The organism is Sphingomonas sp. H160509 (assembly GCF_024124765.2).
In the GTDB taxonomy this organism is placed as follows: Bacteria; Pseudomonadota; Alphaproteobacteria; order Sphingomonadales; family Sphingomonadaceae; genus Sphingomonas.
Genome location: NZ_JAMXSR020000002.1, coordinates 3230799 through 3254300 on the forward strand (window position 1 = coordinate 3230799; position 23502 = coordinate 3254300).

A 23502-nucleotide genomic window follows, 5' to 3' on the forward strand; every position below is an offset into this window, starting at 1 on the left:
TCCTACGATTTGGGGGTGATGCGGGAATAGGCTTGGCGGAACGCAGCCTTCTTCTCGGCGAGTGCCGAGACGAGGGCAGGGTCGGGGACGATGGTGTGCGAGACGGGAGGCGCGACGCAAATCTCGGCAGGGTCGCCGCCGTCGACGCCGAGCTGGGCAAGGCGTGCGGCGCCCAGCGCGGGGCCGACCTCGCCGCCCTGGAGATAAACGAGCTCGACCTCCATCGCCGCGGCGATCACCTGACCCCAATAGCGCGAGCGGGCGCCCCCCGCCGATCACCGCGAGACGCTCGACGGTCGTGCCGGCCTCACGCAACACGTCGAGACCGTCGGCGAGCGCGAACGCCACGCCCTCCAGCACCGCCTGCGACAGGCGACCGGCATCGGTGTCGTTGTCGAGGCGGAGGAACGCACCGCGCACCTCCGGATCGTTGTGCGGCGTGCGCTCGCCCGAGAGGTAGGGGGAGGAAGATCTCGGGGCCACTAGCAGGGCCGGCAGCCTCGGCGCGCGCGAACAGGTCGGCGGCACCGGCGGCACCGGTGATCCGCGCGACCCAGTCGATGCACGACGCGGCCGACAGGTGAACCGACATCTGGTGCCACATGCCGGGTAGCGCATGACAGAAGGCGTGGACCGCGCGCGCCGGATTGGGGCGGAAGTCGTTGGTCGCGACGAAGATGACGCCAGACGTGCCGAGCGACAGCAACGCATCGCCGTCCTTCACGACACCGACGCCAACCGCGCCCGCGGCATTGTCGCTGCCGCCCGCGGCGACGGGGACTTGCGGCATGCCCCACAGCTCGGCGACCTCGGCGGTTAGCGTGCCGGTGATCTCCGTGCCCTCGTACAGCGCCGGCATTTGCGCCTGCGTCAGTCCGCTGGCGGCGAGGATCTCGTCGCTCCAGCAGCGGCCGCCGACGTCGAGCCACAACGTGCCCGCGCTGTCGGACAGGTCCGATGCCTTGTCGCCCGTCATCAGCAACCGGACATAGTCCTTGGGCAGCAACACCGTCGCGATCTTCGCAAAGACCTCCGGTTCATGCTCGCGGACCCAGAGCAGTTTCGGCGCGGTGAAGCCCGGCATGGCGATGTTGCCCGAAATCGTGCGCAGGTTGGGGACGGCGCGTTCCAGTGCCTCGCATTCGGCAAAGCAACGGCCATCGTTCCACAGGATCGCGGGACGGAGCGGTCGGTCGTTGGCGTCGAGCAGCGTCGCGCCGTGCATCTGGCCGGCGAGCCCGACGCCGCGCACCGAGCGGCGGACGCCTCGGGTCGATCGCCTGGACCGCGGCGATCGTCGCCTTCCACCACGCGTCCGGATCCTGTTCGGACCAGAGCGGATGCGGCCGCTGCACGGTCAGCGCGGCGGTGCCCTGACCCACCACGGTGCCATGCTGGTCGAGCACCACGGCCTTGACACCCGAGGTGCCGATATCGATTCCGAGGAACATCAGTTGACGAACGGATCGATGGTCGGGATCGAGCCGTCGGGCGCGAACTTCAGTTCGGTCACCTTGACGTTGCGCAGGTGGTTCTTGTTGCTCATCTGCGTATCCGCATAGAACAGCCACCATTTCTTGTTCCATTCGACGATCGAATGGTGGCTCGTCCAGCCCTGTACCGGCTTCCAGGATATGGCCGCGATAGGTGAACGGGCCGTACGGGTTGTCGCCGGTCGCGTAGTTCAGGAAGTGCGTGTCGCCGGTCGAGTAGGTGTAGTAATATTTGCCGCCGCGCGTGAAGACCCAGGACGCCTCGAAGAAGCGGCGCTCATGGTCGCCGCCGAGCACGGGCTTGCCGGCCTCGTCGAGGATCTGGACGTCGCGCGGTGTCTCGGCGAAGCTCTTCATGTCGGGGTTGAGCTTGGCGATCTTGCCCGACAGCGCGGGCTGATCATCCTTGCCGAGATCGGTGTCCGACCCGTTGGCGTCGAACTTGCCATCCTTCCAGCGCTGGAGCTGGCCGCCCCAGATGCCGCCGAAATACATGTAGCTCGCGCCGTTCGCGTCGGTAAACACGGCGGGGTCCATCGAGAAGCTGCCGGCGATCGGCTTGGGATCGGCCTTGAACGGACCGGTCGGGCTCTTCGAGGTGGCGACGCCGATCCGGAACGTGCCGAGGCCGTTCTTGTCGAGCTGTTTGTCGCGCGCCGGGAAGTACAAATAATAGGTGCCGTTCTTGTAGGCGGCATCGGGGGCCCACATCTGCTGCGATGCCCAGGGCACGTCCTTCACGTCGAGCGCGACGCCGTTGACCTTCACCGGCCCGCCGATGCGGTCCATCGACAGGACGCGGTAGTCGCGCATCGCATATTGGTTGCCGAGATCGTCATCCGGGATCTTCACGTCGATGTCGTGGCTCGGATAGACGTAGATCTTGCCGCCGAAGACGTGCGCGGAAGGATCGGCGGTGTAGATGCTGGTGACCAGGGGCTGCGACAGATAGCGCTTGCCGTCGGGGCTGCGCGGTTCCTTGCCGGCGGACGTGGTTTTCGCCCCGGGCGTCGAGGGGGCGTTCCCCCCATTGGTCTGGGCGAGGGCGATCGTCCCGGTTGCGGCAAGTGCGGCAATGACGAGCGTAGGCGCGAGGCTGAAACGCATCGGTCCGTGGTCCTTCCTAATGTTCACCATCTGATGTGGTGTCGAGCTTCGATCGTGTTTGGGTAGCGCTACCGTACGAAACGTGTCAACTCTTAGCACGCCGGGCGGACGACTGTCGACACGACCTAAGTCGCATGTGGACCTACGCGGCTCACTGCCTCCACGCATAGGGACCTACCAGCGTGCCGACGAAGCCGCCTGCGGTCTTGGTGCTGAGAATGCGCGCATCGACGTCGCGTGCGAGGGTCTTCTGGCCGCCGGCGCCGTCATAATCGAACGCCATCGTGCCGCCGTTCGCGCGGATCGTCAGCGTGACCGGGCCCGAGCCGGTGACGGGTGCGGAGGCGACCAGTTGTTCCTTGCCCTTGTCGGCAGTGTAGAGCGCGACGACGGGCGTGCCGGCAATCCGGGTGATGCCGAAAAAAAGATAGTTCGCGTCACTTTGCATCATGACCAGGCCAGCGCGGTCGCCATCGGTGTCGGGGGTGAAACGGACCGTCGTCGACATCGTCGCGACGTGATGCTGCTGGCGGCGTCCGACGAATGACGGCACCTTGGAAAGATCGCCGATGCGTCCGCCGCGGTCGAGGATCAGGTCGCCGTGGTCGAGCCGGTAGAAGGGCGTCTTGGGCGTGCGTACGCCGACCCATTGCATCGCCAGCTTGCTGCCGTCGAAGCTGTCGACATAGGCGAAGTCGCCGCTGGTCGGGATGCGGCTGCGCGGGCTCGCGGGCAGCGTGGGCTTGGTGCCGACGAACGGGACCGGCTGGCCCTTGGGCAGGATGATCGGCCAGCCGTCCTTCCATGTTACCGGTAACAAGAACGTCTCGCGGCCGATATTGTAATAGTCGCCCTCGTACGGCCGCACGCCGAGGAAGGTCGCGTACCAGTCGCCGTTCTGCGTCTCGACGAGCTTGGCATGGCCGGTCGAGGTGACCGGGTTTGGCCGCGCCGGGTCGAGATCGCGCTGCGTCAGGATCGGATTGCCGGCGAACGGGACATAGGGCCCGCGGAGCGACTTCGAGCGTAGTGCGACCTGCGAGTGGTTGACGCTGGTGCCGCCCCTCGGCTGCGGTCAGGTAATAATAGCCGTCCTTGCGGAAGATGTGCGGTCCCTCGATCCACACCGGCTTCTTGGAGATGTCGACGCCGCCGTTGATCAGCTGCGTGCTGTCGCCGACCATTTTACCCGCGCGCCAGTCATATTCCTGGATCCAGATCGCGCGGTGGCCGTCGTAACGCGGTGGCTCGGCGGGGGGCGCGATTGTTGACGATATACGCCTTGTCGCCCTCCCAATAGATCGACGGATCGATGCCTTCGAACGGCAGCCATGTCGGGTTCGACCACGGTCCCGCCGGGTCCTTCGCGGTAATGACGAAATTGCCTTTGCACTCGACGCACGTATTGACGATGTAGAAGACGCCGTCGTGATACGAGATGTCGGGTGCGAACACCGCCTGCGACGTGCGCATGCCGGTGAAGTCGAGTTGCTCCGGCCGGTCGATCGCATTGCCGATCTGCGTCCAGTTCACCAGGTCCTTCGACTTGAAGATCGGCAGGCCGGGGTAGTGCGCGAACGAGGAGAGGACGAGGTAATAGTCGTCGCCGACGCGCGTCACCGACGGATCGGGATAATAGCCCGACAGGATCGGATTGCGATATTGATTGGGCCCGACGCTGACCTTCTCCTGCGTGTGGCCGTCATAGCTGAAGCTGCTGAACCGCGGCGCGTCGCTGGCAAACGAAGGCGTTCCGAGCGCGAGACCGGCGAGCAGTGCGAATTTCTGGATTTTCATGGCGGTTCTCACTTAGGGGCGCTGGCCGTCTGGGTTGGCTTGGATGCAGTCCCCGCGGCAAGCTCCTGCGCGGCTTGCGCGAGTTCGATCCACATCGCGCCTTCGGGGATGACGTATTCGTTCTCGCCCCAGAAGAACGGCCAGTCTTCATGGTTCTCGGGGAAGTCCGGCTTGATGATGAGCACGCCCGGCACCACGCCGCCGGCGATGAACGAGAAGTCGGCGCGGTTGTTGCCGTAGGCGACTTCCTTCGAGACGGTGCCGACCGCGGAGACGAACGACACGTCGGACGCGGGGTGGTTACCGACCAGGAACTCGAGCCCGCGGAACACGGCGTCGGCGGGCATGATCTCCGGGAACGCCTCGTGCAGCGTGTACGCGTTCATCGCATAGCCGAGCACGGTGCCGCTGCCCGCCCAGCCGCCGGTGGTGATCGGCACGCCGAACGGGTTGGCCTTGGCTGCGGTCTCGGTGGCGGCGGCATAGGCGCGCACCGTCGGGATCATTGCCGCGCGATAGGCCGGCGGCATGAACGGAATCGCCGCCACCGCATCGCGCAGAGTGAAGGCGAACGTCTTTTCCATCGCCGGCCACAGTGACTGGACCGCCGCGACGTAGCGCGGATCGCGGGTCGTGCGGAGCAGCTCGACCGCGGCGGAGAAGCGCTCGGCGTCAAGCGGCCCGCCGGTGGTGTTGCCATGCTGGTACAGATCGGGCGCGTGCGATTGTTCCTCCGCCCAGGTCCGCGTCGCGATTCCGAGCGCCTTCTTCGACAGCGCCGGATCGACCTCGGCGAGCGCGCGCGATGCGGTCGCGAGGCCGGCGATCGAGCCGTAGTTCAGTGCGGAGGTCTTGGTCGTGAACGCCCAGCGATCGTCGGGCGTCCCGCTGCGGCCACCCTTTTCCTCGCCGAGCTTCAGCGCCGGATCGTAGACCAGCCCGTCGGTCTTGGTCGAAGCGTCGCCGAGATGCGTGTATTGGGCGACGTCGGGCTCGACGATGCCGTGGATCGCGTGGCCGACCGCGTCGAACTGCGCGACGAGTTGCAGCGTGCCGTGGCGGATCTGCTGGACGAGATCGGGCGTGCCGTCGGGCACGTGGATCTCGGTCTTGCGCCGGGTCCAGTCGATCGCCGTCGTATCGCGCATCGGGTGCCAGCGCTCCCAGCTGTCGACCAGCGAGCGGATCACCTGATATTGCGACTGGGTACGGATGTCGTAGTCGCCCGCGTCGAACCATCCTCCGACCGCGAGGCCGGGGATGTGCTCGCCCGACTTGAACTTCGTGTCGGTCGTTGGCCCCTGTGCATAGAGGTCGATATGTTCGTGGTCGGTCGGCGCCTGCCGCGCATCGTCGCGGTGCGCATCGCCGTGCCAGACGCGGTAGCCCTCGTTGACGAACATATGGTCCATCGCGACCGGGAAATAGACATCGAGCGTCGGGTGCCATGCGCCGGCATAGGCGTCCGCGGCGATCCGGAACGGTGCGGTGCGCGTGGTGCCATAGTCGAGCACATAGGTGCCGGGCTGGCGGACCGCGCTGAAATCGAGTTGCAGATAGCTGTAGCGAAGATACTCGCCCCAGCGCTTGGCAGGCGCGGTCGGCACGGGCGTCATGCTGCCATCCTCGCCGACGCGGAGCAGGCGCGCGGGGGAGCATGCGGCGATCGTTGCGGTCGAGTTCGATCGTCGCGACCTTCCGCGCGTCGGGCGTATAGCCGAGCTGCGAATGCGCGATCACCGGCGGGCGGAGCCAGCCCGGTACGCTGTTGGGCTGGATCGTCCATTCGAGCACGGTGCCGGTGCGCCCCTGCCGGGAGCAGCGAGCGGAGCACGAACCAGCCATTCTGCGCCTGGTTGCGACCGTCGAACAACCGCATTTCGGCGGTCGAGCGGATCGTCACGCGGCGTGCCGGATCCTCGGGCGCGAGCACGAAGCGGCTGCCCCTGGCGATCGCGGTCGGTTCGGCGCCGGGGCCTTCCGCGCGCCCGCTCGCGGCGTTGCGCTGCGGCGTCCGGATCATCGCGTCGGCCGGATAGACCGGGAACGCGCCGCTCACTCCGTCCGCCATGTAGCTGTGGTGGAAATAGGCGGCGGGGGAGGAATTCGAGGTTGAACCCGGCCTTGCCCGCGAGCGCGGCCGGCACGGGCTGGTCGAGGATCACCGAAACTGCAACCGCGCCACCGCGCTTTTCCGATCGCACGCGGTAGCGCCATTTATAGTCGGGGTATTCGAGCGTGACGATGATCGCGCCGGTCGCGGCGTCGATCTTCCGGTCGACCAAGCGTCCGATCGCGTCCCATTGGCCGGGGGTGGAGGACAGGCGGACGTCGCCGTTGGTGGCGATGCGTTCGCCCTGCTGGATGATCTCGACGCCACTGATCTTCGAATCGGCAAACAGGCCGTCATACCAGTTGGAGAAGACGAGCACGTTGGCGGCTGGCGCCTCGTAATAACCCGCGGCGTTGAGCGTCAGGTCGGTCGACGCGGTGCGCGCGCTTGTCTGAGCGATTGCGGGTGCGGCGCTCGCGAGCAGGGCCGCGATCAGGCAGAATGCGGATTTGGCCGCCATGGTTTTTCCTCTCCGGTATCGTCATGCGGCGTTGGGTTCGCCAGCTATTCCCAAGACTATAGCGCTAACAATCGCATCCGCCACCCACTCCCGTCGTTGCCGTATGGACAGGGTAGCGGTATCACTCTAATACTCATACAAGGTTGCAAAGGGTACGCGATGGTTCCGGTCTTGGAACGTCGGAGAACAGCCTGCACGCGGCCGTTAGGGAGAAGAGGATGACCGGGCCAACCGTCGATCGTCGTCGTGCGATGCTTGCATCGATCGCCACCGGGGCAGGCTTGATGCTGCCCGCGGTGAGTCTAGCGCGTGCTGCGCCCGGATCGTCCGCACCGCGCGCCGGGACCTGTTCCACGCCGCAATCGGCGATCGCGCGGACGCAATACGGGCCGGTTCGCGGCTATGTCTCGGACGGCGTCTACACTTTCAAAGGCGTTCCTTACGGGGCGGATACCGGCGGCGAGAATCGCTGGCTGCCCGCCAAGCCGCCGCAGCGCTGGACCGAAACGCGCGACACGCTGTCCTACGGCGCGAACTGCCCGCAGACGCTGCATGATTTCAGCGCGGTAGAGCACACGTTCCTCCAGCAATGGACCGACGGGTTCGTCGGCGAGGACATGCTGAAGCTGAACGTCTGGACGCCGTCGCTGTCGGGCAAGCGGCCGGTGATGGTGTATTTCCACGGCGGCGGGTTCGCGTTCGGATCGTCGTACGAACTCGCCTCGCATGACGGCGCGCAGATGGCGCGGCATCACGACGTGGTGCAGGTATCGATCAACCACCGGCTCAACGTGCTCGGGTTCCTCGACCTGACCGAGGTTGGCGGCGCCGCGTACGACGAGTCCGTCAACGTCAGCATGACCGATTGCGTCGCGGCATTGCGCTGGGTGCAGGAGAACATCGCGCGGTTCGGCGGCGATCCCGACACGGTGATGGTCTACGGCCAGTCGGGCGGCGGATCGAAGGTGACGACGTTGCTCGGCATGGCGAGCGGCAAGGGCCTGATCCACCGTGCCGCGGTGCAGTCGGGCGGGGGCGGGTCGCTGCCGACCGCCGAACAGTCGCGCGATTTCTCGCGGCGCGTGCTGCGTGAACTGAACATCGGACCGAAGGATCTGGGCGCACTCCAGCGGATCGCGTGGAAGCCGCTGTTCGAAGCGGGCAACAAGGTCGCGACCGAGATCAACGGTCCGCGCGGGCCGATGGGGCCTTCGCTGACGCCGCGCGTAGGCTGGAACCCGACACTGGACGGCAAGGTGATCGACGTCCGCTCATACTCTGACATTGCGCCCGAGGTGTCGCGCGACGTGCCGGTGATGATCGGCAACGTCAGCGAGGAGGGGATGCGCTGGGGCTATAATCCGAGCGAGGTGCAGTGGCGGACCGATCTTACCGCGCAGATGGGGGGCGACAAGGCGGGCCGGCTGATTGCGGCGATGAAGCGGGCGCATCCGGAAAAGGCGGTGCGGACGCTGGCATACGGCGTGCAGGGCCTGCAGAACCGCAACCGCGTGCAGGACATGGTGCGGCTGAAACACGCGCAGCGTGGTGCGCCGGTGTACCAATATCTCTTCCAGTGGCAGTCGCCGCAACTCGGCGGCGTGGCTGGTGCGTGGCACACCGCCGATCTCGCCTTCTGCTTCGACAATACGGCTTTGTGTGATCAGGGCACCGGCAATACGCCCGAAGCACAGCGCGTCGCGCGGACCATGTCGACCGCATGGGCGAACTTCGCGCGGACCGGCAATCCGAGCCAGCCGGGCCTGGCCTGGACGCCGACCGATCCGCAGCGCTGCCAGACGATGGTGTTCGATACCACGAGCCGCATGGTCGACGATCCCAAGGGTGCGGCTCGGCGTATCCTGCTGTCGTGAGCGTGGTGTGACGGACACTCTGGGGGAGAAGGCGATGCGTTGGTCGATCGGATTTGGGTTGTTGGCGAGCGCACTCGCGTTGGCGACGCCGGTTCTGGCACAGGACGCGCGGATGACCGCGACGGCGGCGCCGGCCGAGCCGAGTGCGATCCCGCTCAATACCGGCGGCGTGAAGGGACAGGCGGCACCCGAAGCTTGGTTCAGGCAGTACGGCGTGGCGATGACGCGCAACGTCATGTCCGCGACGCTGACGCCGTTCCTGCCCGATCCGGCCAAGGCGACCGGCGCGGCGGTGATCGTCGCGCCGGGCGGCGGTTTCCTGATGCTGTCGATGGAGAACGAAGGCTGGCGCGTGGCGAAGGCGCTCGCCGACCGGGGCATCGCGGCGTTCGTGCTGAAATATCGGTTGAAGCCGACGCCGGCGGACATGGGCGGGTTCGAGCAATCGGTCACGACAATGTTCGCGGGCGCCGCGCAACCGCAACGACGGATGAGCCCGGACGAGGCGATCGCAGGCCTAAGCGACCAGGTCGCCGATGCGCGCGCTGCGGTCGCGCTGGTGCGGACGCGCGCGACCGAGTGGAAGGTTGACCCCGCCCGCGTTGGCATGGTCGGCTTTTCAGCGGGGGGCGATGACGACGATGGCGACGGCGCTCGCCGCGCCCGACACGCATCTCGCCTTCATCGCGCCGATCTATGGATCGATGGAGTCGGTGAAGGTGCCGGCCGACGCCCCGCCGCTGTTCGCGGTGCTTGCCGCCAACGACCCGCTGTTCGCCAACAAGGGATTCGGCCTGATCGAGTCCTGGCAGAAGGCGGGGAAGCCGGTCGAGTTCCGCCTGTACCAGGCAGGCGGCCACGGCTTCGGGCTGGGCAAGAAAGGCACGACCAGCACCGGCTGGTTCGAGGATTTCATGCACTGGCTCGACGCCAACGGCATGCTCGTACGGCGATGACAATGATGCAGGGGGAGACGGGTATGATGCGCTTCACGAGGGTTCGGTCAATCGGGCTGCGCGCCGCGCCGCTGTTGGCGTTGGGTGCGCTGGCCGGGCTGTCGTCCGGCGCGAACGGACAGGATACGGCGCCGGCACCGGCGACCGGTCTCGCGCCGTATTTCCAGCCGGTGACGCAAGGGGCCACGACGCCCGACAGCGACGGGTTCCTGCGTCGCTGGCTGTTGCTCGAGTCGATCGACAAGCCCAACCGCAGCAATACGGGCTTTACCGCGACGTATGTCCGGCAGGCGCTCACCACGCAGTATTTCCCCGGCCAGTTCACCGCGATCCCGCGCGACGGCCAGGTCGTGAAAGCGGCCCAACCGCTACGCTGGCACGCACTCGATTCCGGCGCGTTCGACGTCAAGCTGTTCAGCTTCGCCAAGGGGCTCGGAAAGCCGACTTACGGCGTGATCTTCTGGGCGGTGACGATCGTCGACAGCCCGCGCGAGATGCGCGACGTGCGGCTGGCGGTCGGGTCGAACTCGGCGTCGATCTGGTGGCTGAACGGCAAGGAGACGGCCGGGCTGTTCAACGATCGCCGCATGGTGATGGACGACGTGCTGTCGGACCGCGTGACGCTGCGCAAGGGCCGCAACGTCCTGCGTGGTGCGGTGATCAACGGACCCGGCCTGAGCGACTTCTGCGTGCGCTTCGTCGATGAGGCCGGCCGGCCGATCACCGACCTCAAGACCGATGTCCGCTAGCATGGAGACCCTCATGACGCGTCTTGCCGCCGCAGCTCTCGGGCTGTCCGCGATCCTCGCCGCCGGGGCGTCGCCCGCCGCCGCGCAGTTGCAGGGCGAGACGTTCATCCACGATCCGTCGACGGTGACCGAGTCCGACGGCAAATACTACACGTTCGGCACGCGTGGCGGAGGCCTGGTCTCCGACGACGGCTGGACGTGGCGCAGCGGCCCCGAGCGTCCCGGGGGCGGCGTCGCGCCCGACGTGATCAAGATCGGCGACCGCTATTACGTCGCCTATGCGGTCGGTGGCGGCGGTATGTCCGGCGGGCATGCGAGCCAGGTCAAGATCATGTGGACGCTGTCGCTCGATCCGAAATCGCCGCAGTTCAAATATCACGACGTCGGCGTGGTCGCGTCGAGCGACGGGGTGGAGACCGCCGATGCGATCGACCCCGCATTCCTGTACGTCGATGGCCGTCTTTGGCTGACCTACGGCACCTATTTCGGGCCGATCCGCATTATCGAACTCGATCCAAAGACGGGCCTGCGTGTAGCGGGCAATCAGCCCGTCGACGTCGCGATCGACATGGAAGCCACCGCGATGATGCACCGCGACGGCTGGTATTATCTGCTCGGCACGCACGGAACGTGCTGCGACGGGCCCAATTCGACCTACCATATCCGCGTCGGCCGATCGCGCAGTCCGCTCGGGCCGTATGTCGATCACATGGGGACGCCGCTGCTGCGCGGCGGCGGCAAGCTGGTCGTCAGCGCGCGTGGTCGCAATATCGGCCCCGGTCATTTCGGGCTGATCGAACTCGACGGCGGCGTCGAGAAATTCTCGATGCATTACGAGGCGGACATGGATCGCAGCGGCCGCAGCGTGCTGGGGATCGAGCCGCTCCGCTGGACCGACGGCTGGCCGGTCGCGGGGGAGAACGTCGTCCCCGGCACCTATGAAGTCGCCTCCGAACGCAGCGGCTACGCGCTCGGCCTCGCGACCGATGTCGTCCGAATCGCGTTCGACCCGCGTCGCGCCTTCATGGCCAAGCCTACCGACCCCGTCAGCCCGATCCCCGACCAGACATTGGCGCAGGATTCGGCGGGTTGGCCACAGGGCCGCATCCGCGTCGATCTCGCCGACTATATGAACCGCCCGCATCAATTATGGACGATCGCGCCTGCGGCCGGGGCCGGCGGGTATTTCGGTGCGCCCTATTACACGATCACGATCGCCGGGACCGCGCGCGTACTCGCGGCGACCGGGCAAGGCGAGGTCGAGACGGTGCCCGCGTTCACGGGCGCGACCGAGCAGATGTGGCGGATCGATCAGCTGACCGACGGCACCTACCGCATCATGGCGAAGTCCGTACCGGGTGGTCGCGCCAACTTGGCGCTCGTCGCGATCGGCGCCAGTACGCCGACGCTCGCCAAGTTCGATCCGGCCAGCCCCGCCGGGCGCTGGACCTTCAAGCGGCCGTAGTCGATCCCGGCCGACGTTGACGCCGGCCGAGATTGAACTACTCCTACAAGTATCGAAAAGATGGGGCTGCCTCATGGTGGCCGAAAGGGAGAGTATGGACCTGTTGACGCACCGCACTTCACAGTCGGGTTCTGGCCTGACGCGCGCGCTTACCGCGCTGACGTTCGCGCCGCTGATGCTCGCGGGCGCATTTGTCGCGACGTCGGCGGTGGCGCAGGACGCCGCGGCACCGACCGTGACGGCGACGTTGCAGGCGGACAAGCCGGGTGCGGTCGTCCACCGCGACGTGTTCGGGCAGTTCGCCGAGCATCTCGGCCACGGCATCTATGGCGGGATCTGGGTCGGCAAGGGCTCGCGTATCCCGAACGACGGCGGCTATCGTCGCGACGTGCTGGACGCGCTGAAGGCGATCAACGTGCCGATGGTGCGCTGGCCCGGCGGGTGTTTTGGCGACGAATATCATTGGCGCGACGGGATCGGCGCGACCAAGTCGCGCCCGACCAAGGTCAACACCAACTGGGGCGGCGTCAACGAGGACAACGCGTTCGGCACGCACGAATATTTCGGGTTGATGGACCGCCTCGGCGCGAGCACCTACGTATCCGCCAACGTCGGCAGCGCACCGCCGTCCGAGACTGCGCAATGGGTCGAGTACATGACCGCCGCGAAAGGTACGACCGTGCTCGCCAAGGAGCGCGAGCGCAACGGCCACGCCGCGCCGTGGAAGATCCAGTATCTCGGCATCGGCAACGAGCTGTGGGGCTGCGGTGGCAACATGCGCGCCGAATATGCCGCCGACCTGACCAACCGTTATGCGCAGTTCGCCAAGTCCGCGAACGGCCCGATGCTCAAGATCGCGAGCGGCCGCGAGCGACTCGAACTATGAGTGGACCGAGGCGATGATGCGGATCGCCGGCAAGAACATCGATGGGCTGGGGCTGCATTACTACACGCGGCCGCGCGACAAGGACTGGAAGGACAAGGGCGCGGCGATCGGTTTTCCCGAGCGCGAATGGGCGTCCACCATGTCGCACACGCTGGAGATGGAGGAGTTCATCACCAAGCACTCGGCGATCATGGACAAGTACGATCCGGCCAAGCGCGTGATGCTCGCGGTCGACGAATGGGGCACGTGGTACGATCCGACGCCGGGCAGCAATCCCGGCTTCCTCGAGCAGCAGAATTCGTTGCGCGATGCGGTGGTCGCCGGGCTCAACCTCAACATCTTCGCGCATCATGCCGACCGGGTCCGGATGGCGGCGATCGCGCAGATGGTGAACGTGTTGCAGGCGATGCTGCTCACCGACGGTGCGAAGATGGTGAAGACGCCGACCTATTGGGTGTTCGACCTCTACAAGCCGTGGCAGGGCGCGACATCGCTGCCGATCCAGGTGACCTCGCCCTGGTACCACAAGGACGAGGTGGCGGTACCTGCGGTCAGCGCGTCTGCGGTCCGCGACACGGCGGGGCAGGTGCATGTCGCGCTGGTCAACCTCGATCCGAACCGCGCGATGCCGGTGTCGGTCGCACTCGCCGGATTGCAGGCGACGCAGGCGAGCGGGCGGATCATCACCGGCACCGCGATGGACGCGCATAACAGCTTCGACGCGCCGGATACGGTCGTGCCACAGCCGTTCACGGGCGCGCAGGTGACGGGCGGCAATCTGACACTCACGGTGCCGGCAAAGTCGGTGCTGGTCCTCGATCTCCGCTGATCGGCGATGGCCGTCGAACCCACGCGTCGCGACATGCTGGAAGGCGCAGCGGCGGTCGCCGTCGCTGCGCTTGCCGGACCCGGCGCTGGACCGAGTCAGGCCTGGGCGGCGGCTTCCGCCGATGGCCCTCGGCTCTGGTATCGGCAGCCGGCTGTCGCCTGGACCGAGGCGTTGCCGGTCGGCAACGGCCGGCTCGGCGCGATGGTGTTCGGCGGGACCGCCAGCGAGCGGTTGCAGCTGAACGAGGATACGCTGTGGACCGGTGGGCCGTATGATCCTGTCAACCCGGCGGCGCACGCGGCGCTGCCCGAGGTGCGGCGGTTGATCGACGCGGGCAAGTTCGCCGAGGCGCAGGCGATCGCCAATGCGCAGGTCATGGGGCTGCCCAAGACGCAGATGGCGTATCAGCCGGTCGGCGACCTGATGCTGGAGATGCCCGGCGTGGCGGGGGCGGTCGGCGACTATGTCCGACAGCTCGATCTCGACGCGGCGGTCGCGACCACCAGTTTCACGATGGGCGGCACGCGGTTTCGGCGCGACGTGTTCGCGTCGCCCGGGGATCAGGTGATCGCGGTGCACCTGGTCGGCGATCGGCCGTTCGACCTGCTGGTGGGGCTCGAGTCGCCACAGCTTGGCGCGAGCGTCTCGGTCGACGGTGCGACGGTGACGCTGGCCGGGCATAATGGCGAACGGGCGGGGATTGCGGGGCGGTTGCGGTTCGCGGGCGCGCGCGCGGGTTTCGACTGTGGGTGGTGTCGTCTCGAAGGAGGGCAACCGGCTTCGCGTCGCGGGGGCACGCACGGTCACGGTGCTGGTGGCGATGGCGACGAGCTATCGTCGGTTCGATGACGTGAGCGGCAACCCGGAAGCGGCGACGCTCGCCACGCTCGATCGCGCGAGCCGGCGCGGGGTCGAGCGGATCCGGGCGGAGACGAGCGCCGCGCACCGTGCGCTGTTCCGCCGCGTGACGCTCGATCTCGGACGTACGGCGGCGGCGGACAAGCCGACCGACGAGCGCGTCCGTGCCAACCGTGCCGGTGACGATCCGGCGCTGGCGACGCTGTATTTCGACTATGGCCGCTATCTGCTGATCGCGTCGTCGCGACCGGGGACGCAGCCGGCGAACTTGCAGGGTATCTGGAACGACGCGATCAAGCCGCCGTGGGAGTCCAAATACACCGTCAATATCAACACCGAGATGAACTATTGGCCGGCGGAGGCGACCGCGCTGGCCGAGTGTACCGCGCCGCTGGTGCAGATGGTCCGCGAACTGGCGATCACGGGTGAGCGCACGGCGCGGACGATGTACGGTGCGCGTGGGTGGGTGTGTCATCACAACACCGATCTGTGGCGCGCGACCGCGCCGATCGACGGGGCGCAATGGGGGCTGTGGCCGACCGGTGGCGCGTGGCTGTGCACGCATTTGTGGGATCGCTACGATTACGGGCGCGACCTCGACTATCTGCGGTCGGTCTATCCGCTGATGCGCGGCGCGGCGTTGTTCTTCCTCGATACGCTGCAGACCGATCCGGCGACCGGCGCGCTGGTGACCAATCCGTCGCTGTCGCCCGAGAACATTCATCCGGCGGGCGCATCGATCTGCGCGGGGCCGGCGATGGACATGCAGATCCTGCGCGACCTGTTCGACCAGGTCGGGCAGGCGGCGGCGTTGCTGAAGATCGATGCACGGTTTGCGGCCGAAGTGGCGGCGGCGCGCGCGCGTTTGGCGCCCGATCATATCGGCGCGCAGGGTCAGCTTCAGGAATGGCAGCGCGACTGGGACGCGGCCGCACCCGAGCCGCATCACCGCCACGTCTCGCATCTCTACGGGCTGTTCCCGAGCGACCAGATCGATCTCGACCGGACACCCGCGCTGGCACAGGCGGCGCGGCGGTCGCTCGAACTGCGCGGCGACGAATCGACCGGCTGGGCGACCGCATGGCGCGCGAACTTGTGGGCGCGGCTACGCGATGGCGACCATGCGCACCGCATCCTGGCCTTCCTGCTCGGCCCTGAGCGGACCTATCCCAATCTGTTCGACGCGCATCCGCCGTTCCAGATCGACGGTAATTTCGGCGGTACGCGGGCGATCGCCGAGATGCTGTTGCAGAGCCGGGGCGACGAGATCCTGCTGCTGCCCGCGCTGCCGAGTGCTTGGCCGACCGGGTCCGTCACAGGGTTGCGTGCGCGGGGGGCGGTGTTCGGTCGACCTGCGCTGGCAGGGCGGCGAACTGGTCGAGACGGTGGTACGCGGTGAGATGTCGGGGCGGCGCGTGATCCGGCTCGGCACGCGGCGGGTCGAGGTCGTGCTGACCCCGGGGAAAGCGGTGAGACTTCGCGGCAACGCTCTCGCGCGCGCTTGAACAACAAAAGGGGATGTCCGTGAACAAGCTTCTCGTCGCACTCGGCACTGCGTTGATGCTGTCGACCGGACCCGCTCCGGCGCAGGTCAAGACGCCAGGACCGCCGCCGGTTGCCGGTGCGAAGCCGGTGACGATCGAGCGGATCACCGTCCACTCGCCCGCGATCGAAGGCAATCTCGAAGGCGAGAGCCCGGACCGCGCGGTGCTGGTGGTCCTGCCGCCAAGCTATCGCGCCAACCCGACGCGGCGCTTTCCGGTGGTCTACGCCCTCCACGGCTATTCGATCGGCGCGGAGCAGTGGATCGGCGAGATCCACGTGCCGCAGACGATCGAGGGTGCGTTCGCGAAGGGCGCACGTGAGATGATCGTCGTGATCCCCGACAGCAAGACCGCGCATAATGGGTCCTTCTATTCGAGTTCGGTAACGGTCGGCGATTTCGAGACGTTCGTCGCGCGCGACCTCGTCGGCTATGTCGATGGCCATTACCGGACGATCGCGGACCGCCGCAGCCGCGGGCTCACGGGGCATTCGATGGGCGGCTACGGCACCGCGCGGATCGGCATGAAGCATCCCGAAACATTCGGTGCGCTCTACATGATGAGCCCGTGCTGCCTCTCGACGCGCGCGCTCGGCACACCCGATGCGGCAACCGAGACGGCGATCCGCGCGCTGCGGTCGCCCGCGGACAGCGCGACCTTGTCATGGGGGCAGCGCGCGCAACTCGCGACGGCCGCGGCATGGTCGCCCAACCCCAAGGCGCCGCCGCTGTATCTCGACCTGCCGGTCAAGGACGGCGTGGCGCAACCCGACGTGCTGGCGCGCTGGGCGGCCAATGCGCCGCTGGCGATGCTCGACCAATATGTCGGCAATCTGCGGCGCTATGCGGCGATCGGGATCGACGTCGGCGACCGCGACGGGCTGAAGGACGATGCCGGCAAGCTTCACGCCGCGCTCGACAGCTACGGGATCGCGAACAGCTTCGAGGTGTATCCGGGCGATCATACCAGCGGCGTCGCCGGGCGCGTGCAGGACACGATGATGCCGTTCTTCTCGCGCGCGCTGGCGTTCGGCAAATGAGGGTCGCGGTGGCGGTCGCGCTGGGGCTGCTGGCGACCGCCGCGTCCGCACAGGTGTGGCGATCGGACCAGGGCGACGGGAGCTTCCGCAATCCGGTGCTGTTCGCGGATTATCCCGATCCCGACATCATTCGGGTCGGCAGCGACTATTATTTCGCGACGACGACGTTCGCGAACACGCCCGGCATCACGATCCTGCACAGCCGCGACCTGATCAACTGGATGCTCGCGTCGCACCTCGTCGCTCGGCTGGAGGGCAAGCCCGAATACGACCTGAGGGGGCGGCAACGCGTACCGGCACGGGCTGTATGCGTCGTCCTTGCGCTACCACGCCGGCACCTATTATCTCGCCAATACGCCGGTCGGTCAGAAGACGCGGATCTGGTACGCGAAGGACGTGCGCGGGCCGTGGCGCTATCACGAACTGGAGCGCGAGGCGTTCGATCCGGGGCTGTTCATCGAGCCGGACGGGCGCGCGTACCTGGCGACCGCGAGCACCGCGGACGGCACGATCACGCTGCTGACGCTCGACAAGGACTTGGCGCACGTCACCGCGTCGCAGAAAGTGCATTACATCAAGGGCGCCGAGGGGTCGAAGATCATCCGGCGCGGTGCGTATTACTACCTCTTCAACGCGCTGCCGCCGCGGCTGGGGCTGACCGTGTCGCGGTCGCACAGCCTGTTCGGGCCGTGGGAAACGCGCGACCAGATCGACGACAAGACCGGCGGGCACCAAGGCGCGCTGGTCGACCTGCCAGATGGCCGCTGGTTCGGCTTCGTGATGGAGGATAGCGGCGCGATCGGGCGCATGACGAACCTCAGCCCGGTATTCTGGCAAGACGACTGGCCGGTATGGGGCACGCGTGAGGCGCCCGGTCGCGTGCCGCGGCGTGCGGCGAAACCGATCCTGGGTGGGGCCTTCGCGGAGCCGGCGACGTCGGACGATTTCGGGAAGCCGACGCTCGGGTTGCAGTGGCAGTGGAACCACAATCCCGAGCCTTCGCGCTGGTCGTTGAGCGAGCGGCCGGGTTGGTTGCGGCTGAAGCCGACGGTCGCCACCGGGTTCTGGAGCGCGCGCAATACGCTCGTGCAGAAGGGGCAGGGGCCAGCGAGCCGGGCCGAGGTGAAGCTCGACATCCGCCATCTGGCAACGGGGGATCGCTGCGGGTTCGGGACGTTCGGGCAGTTCAGTGGGAACTTGACGGTGCAGGGCGCGGCAGGCGGCAAGGCGACGCTGGCGATGGAGGTGACCGAAGACACGCTCGCCGGTGCCCGAACCGAGGTTCGCGCCACCGCGCCGTTGCCGCGAGCCGAGGCGCTGTGGTTGCGGACGGACATGGACTTTACGACCGACCGTGCGCGCGTGGCGTATAGTGTGGACGGACGGCGCTGGACCGGGCTGGGCGGCGACTTCCCGCTCGCGTTCGCGTGGCGGACGGGGACGTTCCAGGGTGAGCAGCTTGCGGTGTTCTGCTACACGCCGACGGCGAGTGGCGGGTGGCTGGATGTCGACCGGTTCACGCTTTCTGCGTTGCCGCCGGGTAGGCCGGAGCGGGTGCACTAGGACTAAGTGACCAACGTACCGACCACGCCCAACCTTCCGTCATCCTGACGAAAGTCAGGATCCAGAGCCACAAGGGGTTCCGTCCGTTACTCTAGGTCCTGACTTTCGTCAGGATGACGACGTGGGCGGATCGACCTTGTGGCTCAAACCATCGCTATTTTAGCAACGCAGCGTCCGCCCAAGTCGCAGGTTGCGGCGCCCCGGCATTCGCCGCACCACTCCCCCGCGCCACCAGCTCGACGATCCGTACGCCCGTCACCTTCGCCTCCAGCGGTACCGCTGCCTCACCAAACCCCATCGGCTGCGACTTCGCGAGGAGGCGACCGTCGCCCCAGACCTCGAACACCGTCGTGCCCGATCGCGGCTGGCCGGAATCGTTGATGCCGACCTTGGCGGCAAACCTTGCGTAACCCTGGTTGCGGACTTCGAGGCGGGAGTTTGCGAGCACGCCGATCCCGGTGTCGAAGTCGGTGCCGGCCACCCGCAACAGCTTGCCGTATGGCGCGCGGTCGGCTTCGGCGCCGCCCCAGCCGCCATATTGCGGGTGCTCGCCACTGCCGCGGGTGCCCGTCCACGGCGTGATCGACTGGTAGATCGTCGGATCCGGCTGCGGCACGACTACGCCATCGGTCGCCGGATTGACGCGGCCGGTCTGCTCCGAAAGGTATAGTCCGTCGGGCAACCGCCGCGTGCCGGTCGCGCGGAAGATCAGCGTCTCGTGCGGCGCCAGCGTCACCGCGATCTCCTTGCGGAAACTCTGCTCCTTCTTGGTCCAGAGGTCCTTCAGGCTCACGTCGGCGGTCGGCAGCATCTTGAGCTGCTCGGCGGTCAGCACCGCCTTGGCGGGCGACGCGGTGCGGTTGAATAGTGCGACGCCCTTGCTGCCGTCCGCGAGCGTTTTCACGAAGGTCTGCACTTCCGACGAGTCATACGCGAGCACCGCCTGGTTGCCCGCCGCATCCTGGTTCAGCGCGACGATGTCCGCGTTGCCGAAGATCGCGAGCAGGTCCAGCGTCAGTTTCCGGAGATCGTAGCCGATGATCAGCGGCGCATTGAGCATCGCCCATAACGCGAAGTGCGAGCGTGCCTCCGCGCTGTGCGCCGCGTCGAAATCGCCGGTGCCGACGAACAGCATGTCGGGGTCGTTCCACGATCCCGGATGCGCGTAGAGCGCGCGGTGCGTGACGGTGTCGAGGTTGGTCAGCATCCGCGACCAGACCGGCTGGATGTCGTCGCTGGTGCGCGATGTGTTGCCGACGTCCTTGCCCCACGCACGCACGTCACCCGCGCCCCAAAGGCACAGCGAATAGACGTACGGCCGGTCGCCCGCGTGCGTGTGCAGCGCGGTGTGGACCTGTTCGTAGAGGCGGCGGATGCCGGCGATGTCGGTTCCGCCGAGCGACTGCATGTCGACCAGCGGTGTCAGCGCGCGGTACAGGCCGGACTTCACGCGCGGTGCGTCCACCGGCAGGCCGCGCGCGCCGCAGCCGTCGACCTTCAGGAAATCGAAGTTCCATTCGGCGAAGAACAGCCGGATGTCCTGGTCGACATGACCGTACAGCCCGACCTCGCGCTCGGCGACGCTGCCCTCGGGCTGGTTCTTGAAATCCGGGGTGTAGATCTGGCCGCAGGTATTGCGGCCGATGTCCGAATAGATGCCGACCTTGAGACCCATCGCGTGGAGGCGGTCGGTGAACGGGCGGAAGCTCGTGTCCGCGCCGGTCGCGGCGGACGGGAAGTGGCTGGTGCGGATCAGCAGCCGGCCGTCGGGCTGGCGACGCTTCAGCCACCAGCCATCGTCGATATTGACGTAGCGATAGCCGATGTCGCGCAACTTGGTGTCGATCAGCGCCTGCGCCGAGGCGAGCACCTTCTCCTCGTCGACGTCGCTGTTGAAGGCATTCCACGAACTCCAGCCCATCGGCGGCACGGCTGCGGAGCCATCGGTATTGGCGCTCCATTTGCCGGTCGGGGTCAGCGGATCCGCCAGTGCCGCGATCGGCGTGCAGAGCGCGACCAGCGCGGTGCCGAGCGTCGCGAGTGTCCGGATGCGGCTCACTTCGGCAGCTCCGCCGACTGGCGCGCGGTGAAGCTGGCGGTCTGCCCTGCGACGCCCGTGCCGGGCTGTCCGGCTCCGACCGTCACGCGGTAGGTGCCGGGGGCGACCGAACGTGCACCGTCCAACGCCACCGAGCTGAGATCGCGCGGCGACAGGTCGAACGTCAAACTGCGCGCTTCGCCGGGGCGGAGTGCGACGCGTTGGAACCCGCGCAGCGCGAGCCGCGGGGTGCCTGGCCGGTCGGGGAAGTCGAGATAGAGTTGCGCGACCTCTTCGCCCGGTCGATCGCCCTGGTTGGTCAGTCTCGTGGTGACGCGCAGGCCGTTCTCGGCACCGCCGCGGGCGGGCGTGACGGTCAGCGGCGCATAGCCGAACTTGGTGTAGCTGAGCCCGTGGCCGAACGGATAGACCGGCGTGCCCGCGAAGTAGCGATAGGTGCGGCCCTTCATCGCATAGTCGCCGAACGGCGGCAGGTCGCCGACGCTACGATAGAAGGTGAGCGGCAGGCGGCCCGACGGGTTTGTGCGTCCGGTCAGGATGTTCGCCGCAGCGGTCCCACCGGTTTCGCCCGGATACCAGGCCTCCAGCACGGCCGCGGCGTTGTCCTTCGCCCAGGCGAGGTTGATCGGGCTGCCGTTCATCGTCACGAGCACGATCGGCTTGCCGGTGGCCTTGGCCTGTTCGAGCATCGCGATCTGGTCCGCGGGCAGGTCTAGCGTCGTCTTGTCGCCGCCCGAGAAGCCCGGCACCGTCACGCCAGTTTCCTCGGCTTCCAGGTCGGAGGTGAGGCCGACGACCGCAACTAGCACGTCGGCGGCGGCGGCGGCGCGACGAAGCTCGGCGGACGGCGCATCCGATACGCGCTTCCACACCAGGTCGATGCCGCTGCCCTCGGCGCGGATCGCATAACGCCTGCCGCCTTCGAGTTTCAGTGTCGTCATGCCGGGCAGGTCGTTCCAGCGGGTCTTGCGCCGGTCGGAGATCATCTTGCCGTCGAGTGTCAGCGTGCCGCCCGATCCCGACAGGCCGACGCGGTAGGTGCCGCTTTCCGGGGGCACGAGAAAGCCGGTCCATTCGGTGCGGTGGACGTCGGTGACGCGTGCGAGATCGAGGTTGCGATCGCCGACATCGGGCTCGATGCGCGTGACCACCGGCTGCGCCTGGTACTTGGCGGCGGCGACGAGCTTCTCGCGCGCGCCGCTGGCATATTGCGCGGGCATCGGCGTGGTCGGATTATAGTAGCGCGCGAGCAGGCCGGGCTTGCCGTCGGGCGTGAGCAGCGCGGACGTTGGCACACGGTCGCCGTCCGTGACGGACTCGCCGAACGGCACGAGCGTGACCTGGCTCGCACCGAGCGCGGTCTTCAGCCCCTCCAGCACCGATACCGGCTGGCCCGACAGCGGCGACGAGTAATTCCCACGCAACACGCGCGTCGCATCGCCGAGCGGGCCGATCACGGCGAGCTTCACGCCGGGTTTGAGCGGCAGAATGCCGTCGTTCTTGAGCAGCACCATCGATCGCTCAGCCGCGGCCAGCGCCAGTCGCCGATGCTCGGGGGCGCCGACGACGCTGGTCGGCAACGCCTTGGGGGCGCCGGCAAGTCCGGGCAGGTCGCCGTTGCGGTACCGCGCTGTGAATAGGCGGACGAGGCTCTGGTCGACGTCCGCCTCGGTGATCAGGTCGCGGTTCAGCGCCTCGCGGTACCGGGTATCCAGGCCCGCGGTATCGCCCAGCGTCTCGCCGTTGCATTCGTTGTCGACGCCCGCGCGCATCGCGGCGGCGACCGCGGCGGCGCTGTCGGGGGCGTATTTATGGTTGTCGGCGATGTCCTTCACCGCGTCGCAATCGGACACGACATAGCCCTTGAAGCCCCACGCTCCGCGTAAGTGTTCCTTGAGCAACAGGTCGCTGGCGCAGGCCGGCTGGCCGTCGATGCGGTTATACGCGCACATCACCGACCCTGCGTGCCCGTCGACCAGCGCCGCACGGAAGGCGGGGAGGTAGGTGTCCTCCAGGTCGTGCGCGGAGATGTAGACGTTGGCCTGGTGGCGCGTGCCCTCCGGGCCGCTGTGCACCGCGAAGTGCTTGGGCGTGGCGATCACCTGCGGGCGATCGGGGTTGGGGCCCTGCATCCCGGTCACGAACGCGACGCCCATCGTCGCGGTCAAGAACGGATCCCTCGCCGTACGTCTCCTGCCCGCGGCCCCAGCGCGGATCGCGGAAGATGTTGATGTTGGGCGACCACGTGTCGAGCCCGGTGCCGATATGCCCGTTCCTGCCGCTCTCGCGGCCGAGCGTGTGCAGCCCGCGCACCTCCTGACTGATCGCCCCCGCGACGTCATGGACGATCGGCGCGTCGAAGCTTGCGGCGAGGCCGATCGGCTCGGGAAAATTGGTGGTCGCGAGCGGCCCCAGCGCGCCGTGCAGCGACTCGGTCCACCAGTTGTACGCGGGCACGCGGAGCCGCGGGATCGCGGGCGCGACGTTGAGCAACTGCGGCAGTTTCTCGTCGAGTGTCATCCGCGACACCATCGTCCGCGCCATCTGCTCGGCGGGGTCGGCCGCTGTCCGCTGGCTCGGCGCAGCGGCGGGCCTCGCGCGCGATCGCGGGGGAGACTGCGAGAGCGAGCCCGGCCGTCGCCAGGGCTTTCGCCCCTCATGGTCATGCGCATCGTCAGTCTCTCCCGTTGCGGCGCGCGTTGGCGGCCGT

Annotated in this window: 10 protein-coding genes and 7 pseudogenes; 10 read left to right on the forward strand and 7 right to left on the reverse strand. The window is 67.4% G+C overall.

The genetic code is table 11. The annotated features are described in order from the left end of the window. Window positions 1-2: 2 nt before the first annotated feature. The 5 genes and pseudogenes from xylB to NHF48_RS17670 all read right to left on the reverse strand — a co-directional run bounded on the left by xylB (window position 3) and on the right by NHF48_RS17670 (window position 6970). Window positions 3-1451: pseudogene (gene xylB / locus NHF48_RS17650) on the reverse strand (xylulokinase). Further along, a pseudogene (locus tag NHF48_RS17655) lies at window positions 1451-2600 on the reverse strand (glycoside hydrolase family 43 protein). The pseudogenes xylB and NHF48_RS17655 overlap by 1 nt, the downstream one beginning before the upstream one ends. A 151-nt stretch (window positions 2601-2751) precedes the next feature. Continuing rightward, window positions 2752-4397 (reverse strand): annotated as a pseudogene (locus tag NHF48_RS17660) (glycoside hydrolase family 43 protein). A gap of 8 nt (window positions 4398-4405) precedes the next feature. Then, window positions 4406-6013, reverse strand: a complete 1608-nt coding sequence (locus NHF48_RS17665) for a glycoside hydrolase family 9 protein (protein ID WP_253071835.1) — start codon at window positions 6011-6013, stop codon at window positions 4406-4408. A gap of 120 nt (window positions 6014-6133) precedes the next feature. Then, a complete protein-coding gene (locus NHF48_RS17670) occupies window positions 6134-6970 on the reverse strand; it encodes a hypothetical protein (RefSeq protein ID WP_253071836.1) in 837 nt (278 codons plus the stop codon). A 218-nt stretch (window positions 6971-7188) separates the two neighbouring features. Here NHF48_RS17670 and NHF48_RS17675 point away from each other — a divergent pair, with 218 nt between their 5' ends. The 10 genes and pseudogenes from NHF48_RS17675 (at window position 7189) to NHF48_RS17720 (ending at window position 18733) form a co-directional block, all read left to right on the forward strand. Then, complete coding sequence (locus NHF48_RS17675) at window positions 7189-8844, forward strand: carboxylesterase/lipase family protein (RefSeq protein ID WP_253071837.1); 1656 nt, start codon at window positions 7189-7191, stop codon at window positions 8842-8844. A gap of 34 nt (window positions 8845-8878) precedes the next feature. After that, window positions 8879-9800: pseudogene (locus NHF48_RS17680) on the forward strand (alpha/beta hydrolase). 23 nt (window positions 9801-9823) lie between these two features. Continuing rightward, a complete protein-coding gene (locus tag NHF48_RS17685; protein WP_253071838.1) occupies window positions 9824-10549 on the forward strand; it encodes an acetylxylan esterase in 726 nt (241 codons plus the stop codon). Between the two features lie 13 nt (window positions 10550-10562). Continuing rightward, on the forward strand, window positions 10563-12014 hold the full coding sequence (locus NHF48_RS17690; protein ID WP_253071839.1) for a family 43 glycosylhydrolase: 1452 nt from the start codon (window positions 10563-10565) through the stop codon (window positions 12012-12014). A gap of 175 nt (window positions 12015-12189) precedes the next feature. Beyond that, window positions 12190-13729 (forward strand): annotated as a pseudogene (locus NHF48_RS17695) (alpha-N-arabinofuranosidase). Window positions 13730-13735: 6 nt separating this feature from the next. Next, window positions 13736-14578: a glycoside hydrolase family 95 protein gene (locus NHF48_RS17700; protein WP_253071840.1), complete on the forward strand. Its 843-nt coding sequence runs from the start codon at window positions 13736-13738 to the stop codon at window positions 14576-14578. Next, the gene (locus tag NHF48_RS17705) at window positions 14475-15986 is read left to right on the forward strand and encodes a glycosyl hydrolase family 95 catalytic domain-containing protein (protein ID WP_253071841.1); all 1512 of its coding nucleotides are present in this window, start codon (window positions 14475-14477) and stop codon (window positions 15984-15986) included. Before NHF48_RS17700 ends, NHF48_RS17705 begins: the two co-directional genes overlap by 104 nt. Before the next feature lie 161 nt (window positions 15987-16147). Then, on the forward strand, window positions 16148-17170 hold the full coding sequence (locus NHF48_RS17710; RefSeq protein ID WP_253072474.1) for an alpha/beta hydrolase: 1023 nt from the start codon (window positions 16148-16150) through the stop codon (window positions 17168-17170). Then, window positions 17167-17364, forward strand: a pseudogene (locus NHF48_RS17715) (family 43 glycosylhydrolase); the annotation flags it as partial. The gene NHF48_RS17710 and the pseudogene NHF48_RS17715, both read left to right, overlap by 4 nt. A gap of 124 nt (window positions 17365-17488) precedes the next feature. Continuing rightward, the gene (locus tag NHF48_RS17720; protein ID WP_253071842.1) at window positions 17489-18733 is read left to right on the forward strand and encodes a beta-xylosidase family glycoside hydrolase; all 1245 of its coding nucleotides are present in this window, start codon (window positions 17489-17491) and stop codon (window positions 18731-18733) included. Between the two features lie 154 nt (window positions 18734-18887). Here NHF48_RS17720 and NHF48_RS17725 read toward each other — a convergent pair whose 3' ends face one another. Further along, window positions 18888-20792: an NPCBM/NEW2 domain-containing protein gene (locus NHF48_RS17725; protein WP_446741175.1), complete on the reverse strand. Its 1905-nt coding sequence runs from the start codon at window positions 20790-20792 to the stop codon at window positions 18888-18890. Beyond that, window positions 20789-23372, reverse strand: a pseudogene (locus tag NHF48_RS17730) (glycoside hydrolase family 3 C-terminal domain-containing protein); the annotation flags it as partial. The gene NHF48_RS17725 and the pseudogene NHF48_RS17730, both read right to left, overlap by 4 nt. Between the last annotated feature and the right edge of the window lie 130 nt (window positions 23373-23502).

What these genes read in the sequence shown, in the direction of transcription:
- NHF48_RS17685 (WP_253071838.1), top strand. Translation starts at nt 9,824, where the DNA reads ATGATGCGCTTCACGAGGGTTCGGTCAATCGGGCTGCGCGCCGCGCCG.
- NHF48_RS17700 (WP_253071840.1), top strand. Translation starts at nt 13,736, where the DNA reads ATGGCCGTCGAACCCACGCGTCGCGACATGCTGGAAGGCGCAGCGGCG.
- NHF48_RS17690 (WP_253071839.1), top strand. Translation starts at nt 10,563, where the DNA reads ATGACGCGTCTTGCCGCCGCAGCTCTCGGGCTGTCCGCGATCCTCGCC.
- NHF48_RS17665 (WP_253071835.1), bottom strand. Translation starts at nt 6,013, where the DNA reads ATGACGCCCGTGCCGACCGCGCCTGCCAAGCGCTGGGGCGAGTATCTT.
- NHF48_RS17675 (WP_253071837.1), top strand. Translation starts at nt 7,189, where the DNA reads ATGACCGGGCCAACCGTCGATCGTCGTCGTGCGATGCTTGCATCGATC.
- NHF48_RS17710 (WP_253072474.1), top strand. Translation starts at nt 16,148, where the DNA reads ATGCTGTCGACCGGACCCGCTCCGGCGCAGGTCAAGACGCCAGGACCG.
- NHF48_RS17670 (WP_253071836.1), bottom strand. Translation starts at nt 6,970, where the DNA reads ATGGCGGCCAAATCCGCATTCTGCCTGATCGCGGCCCTGCTCGCGAGC.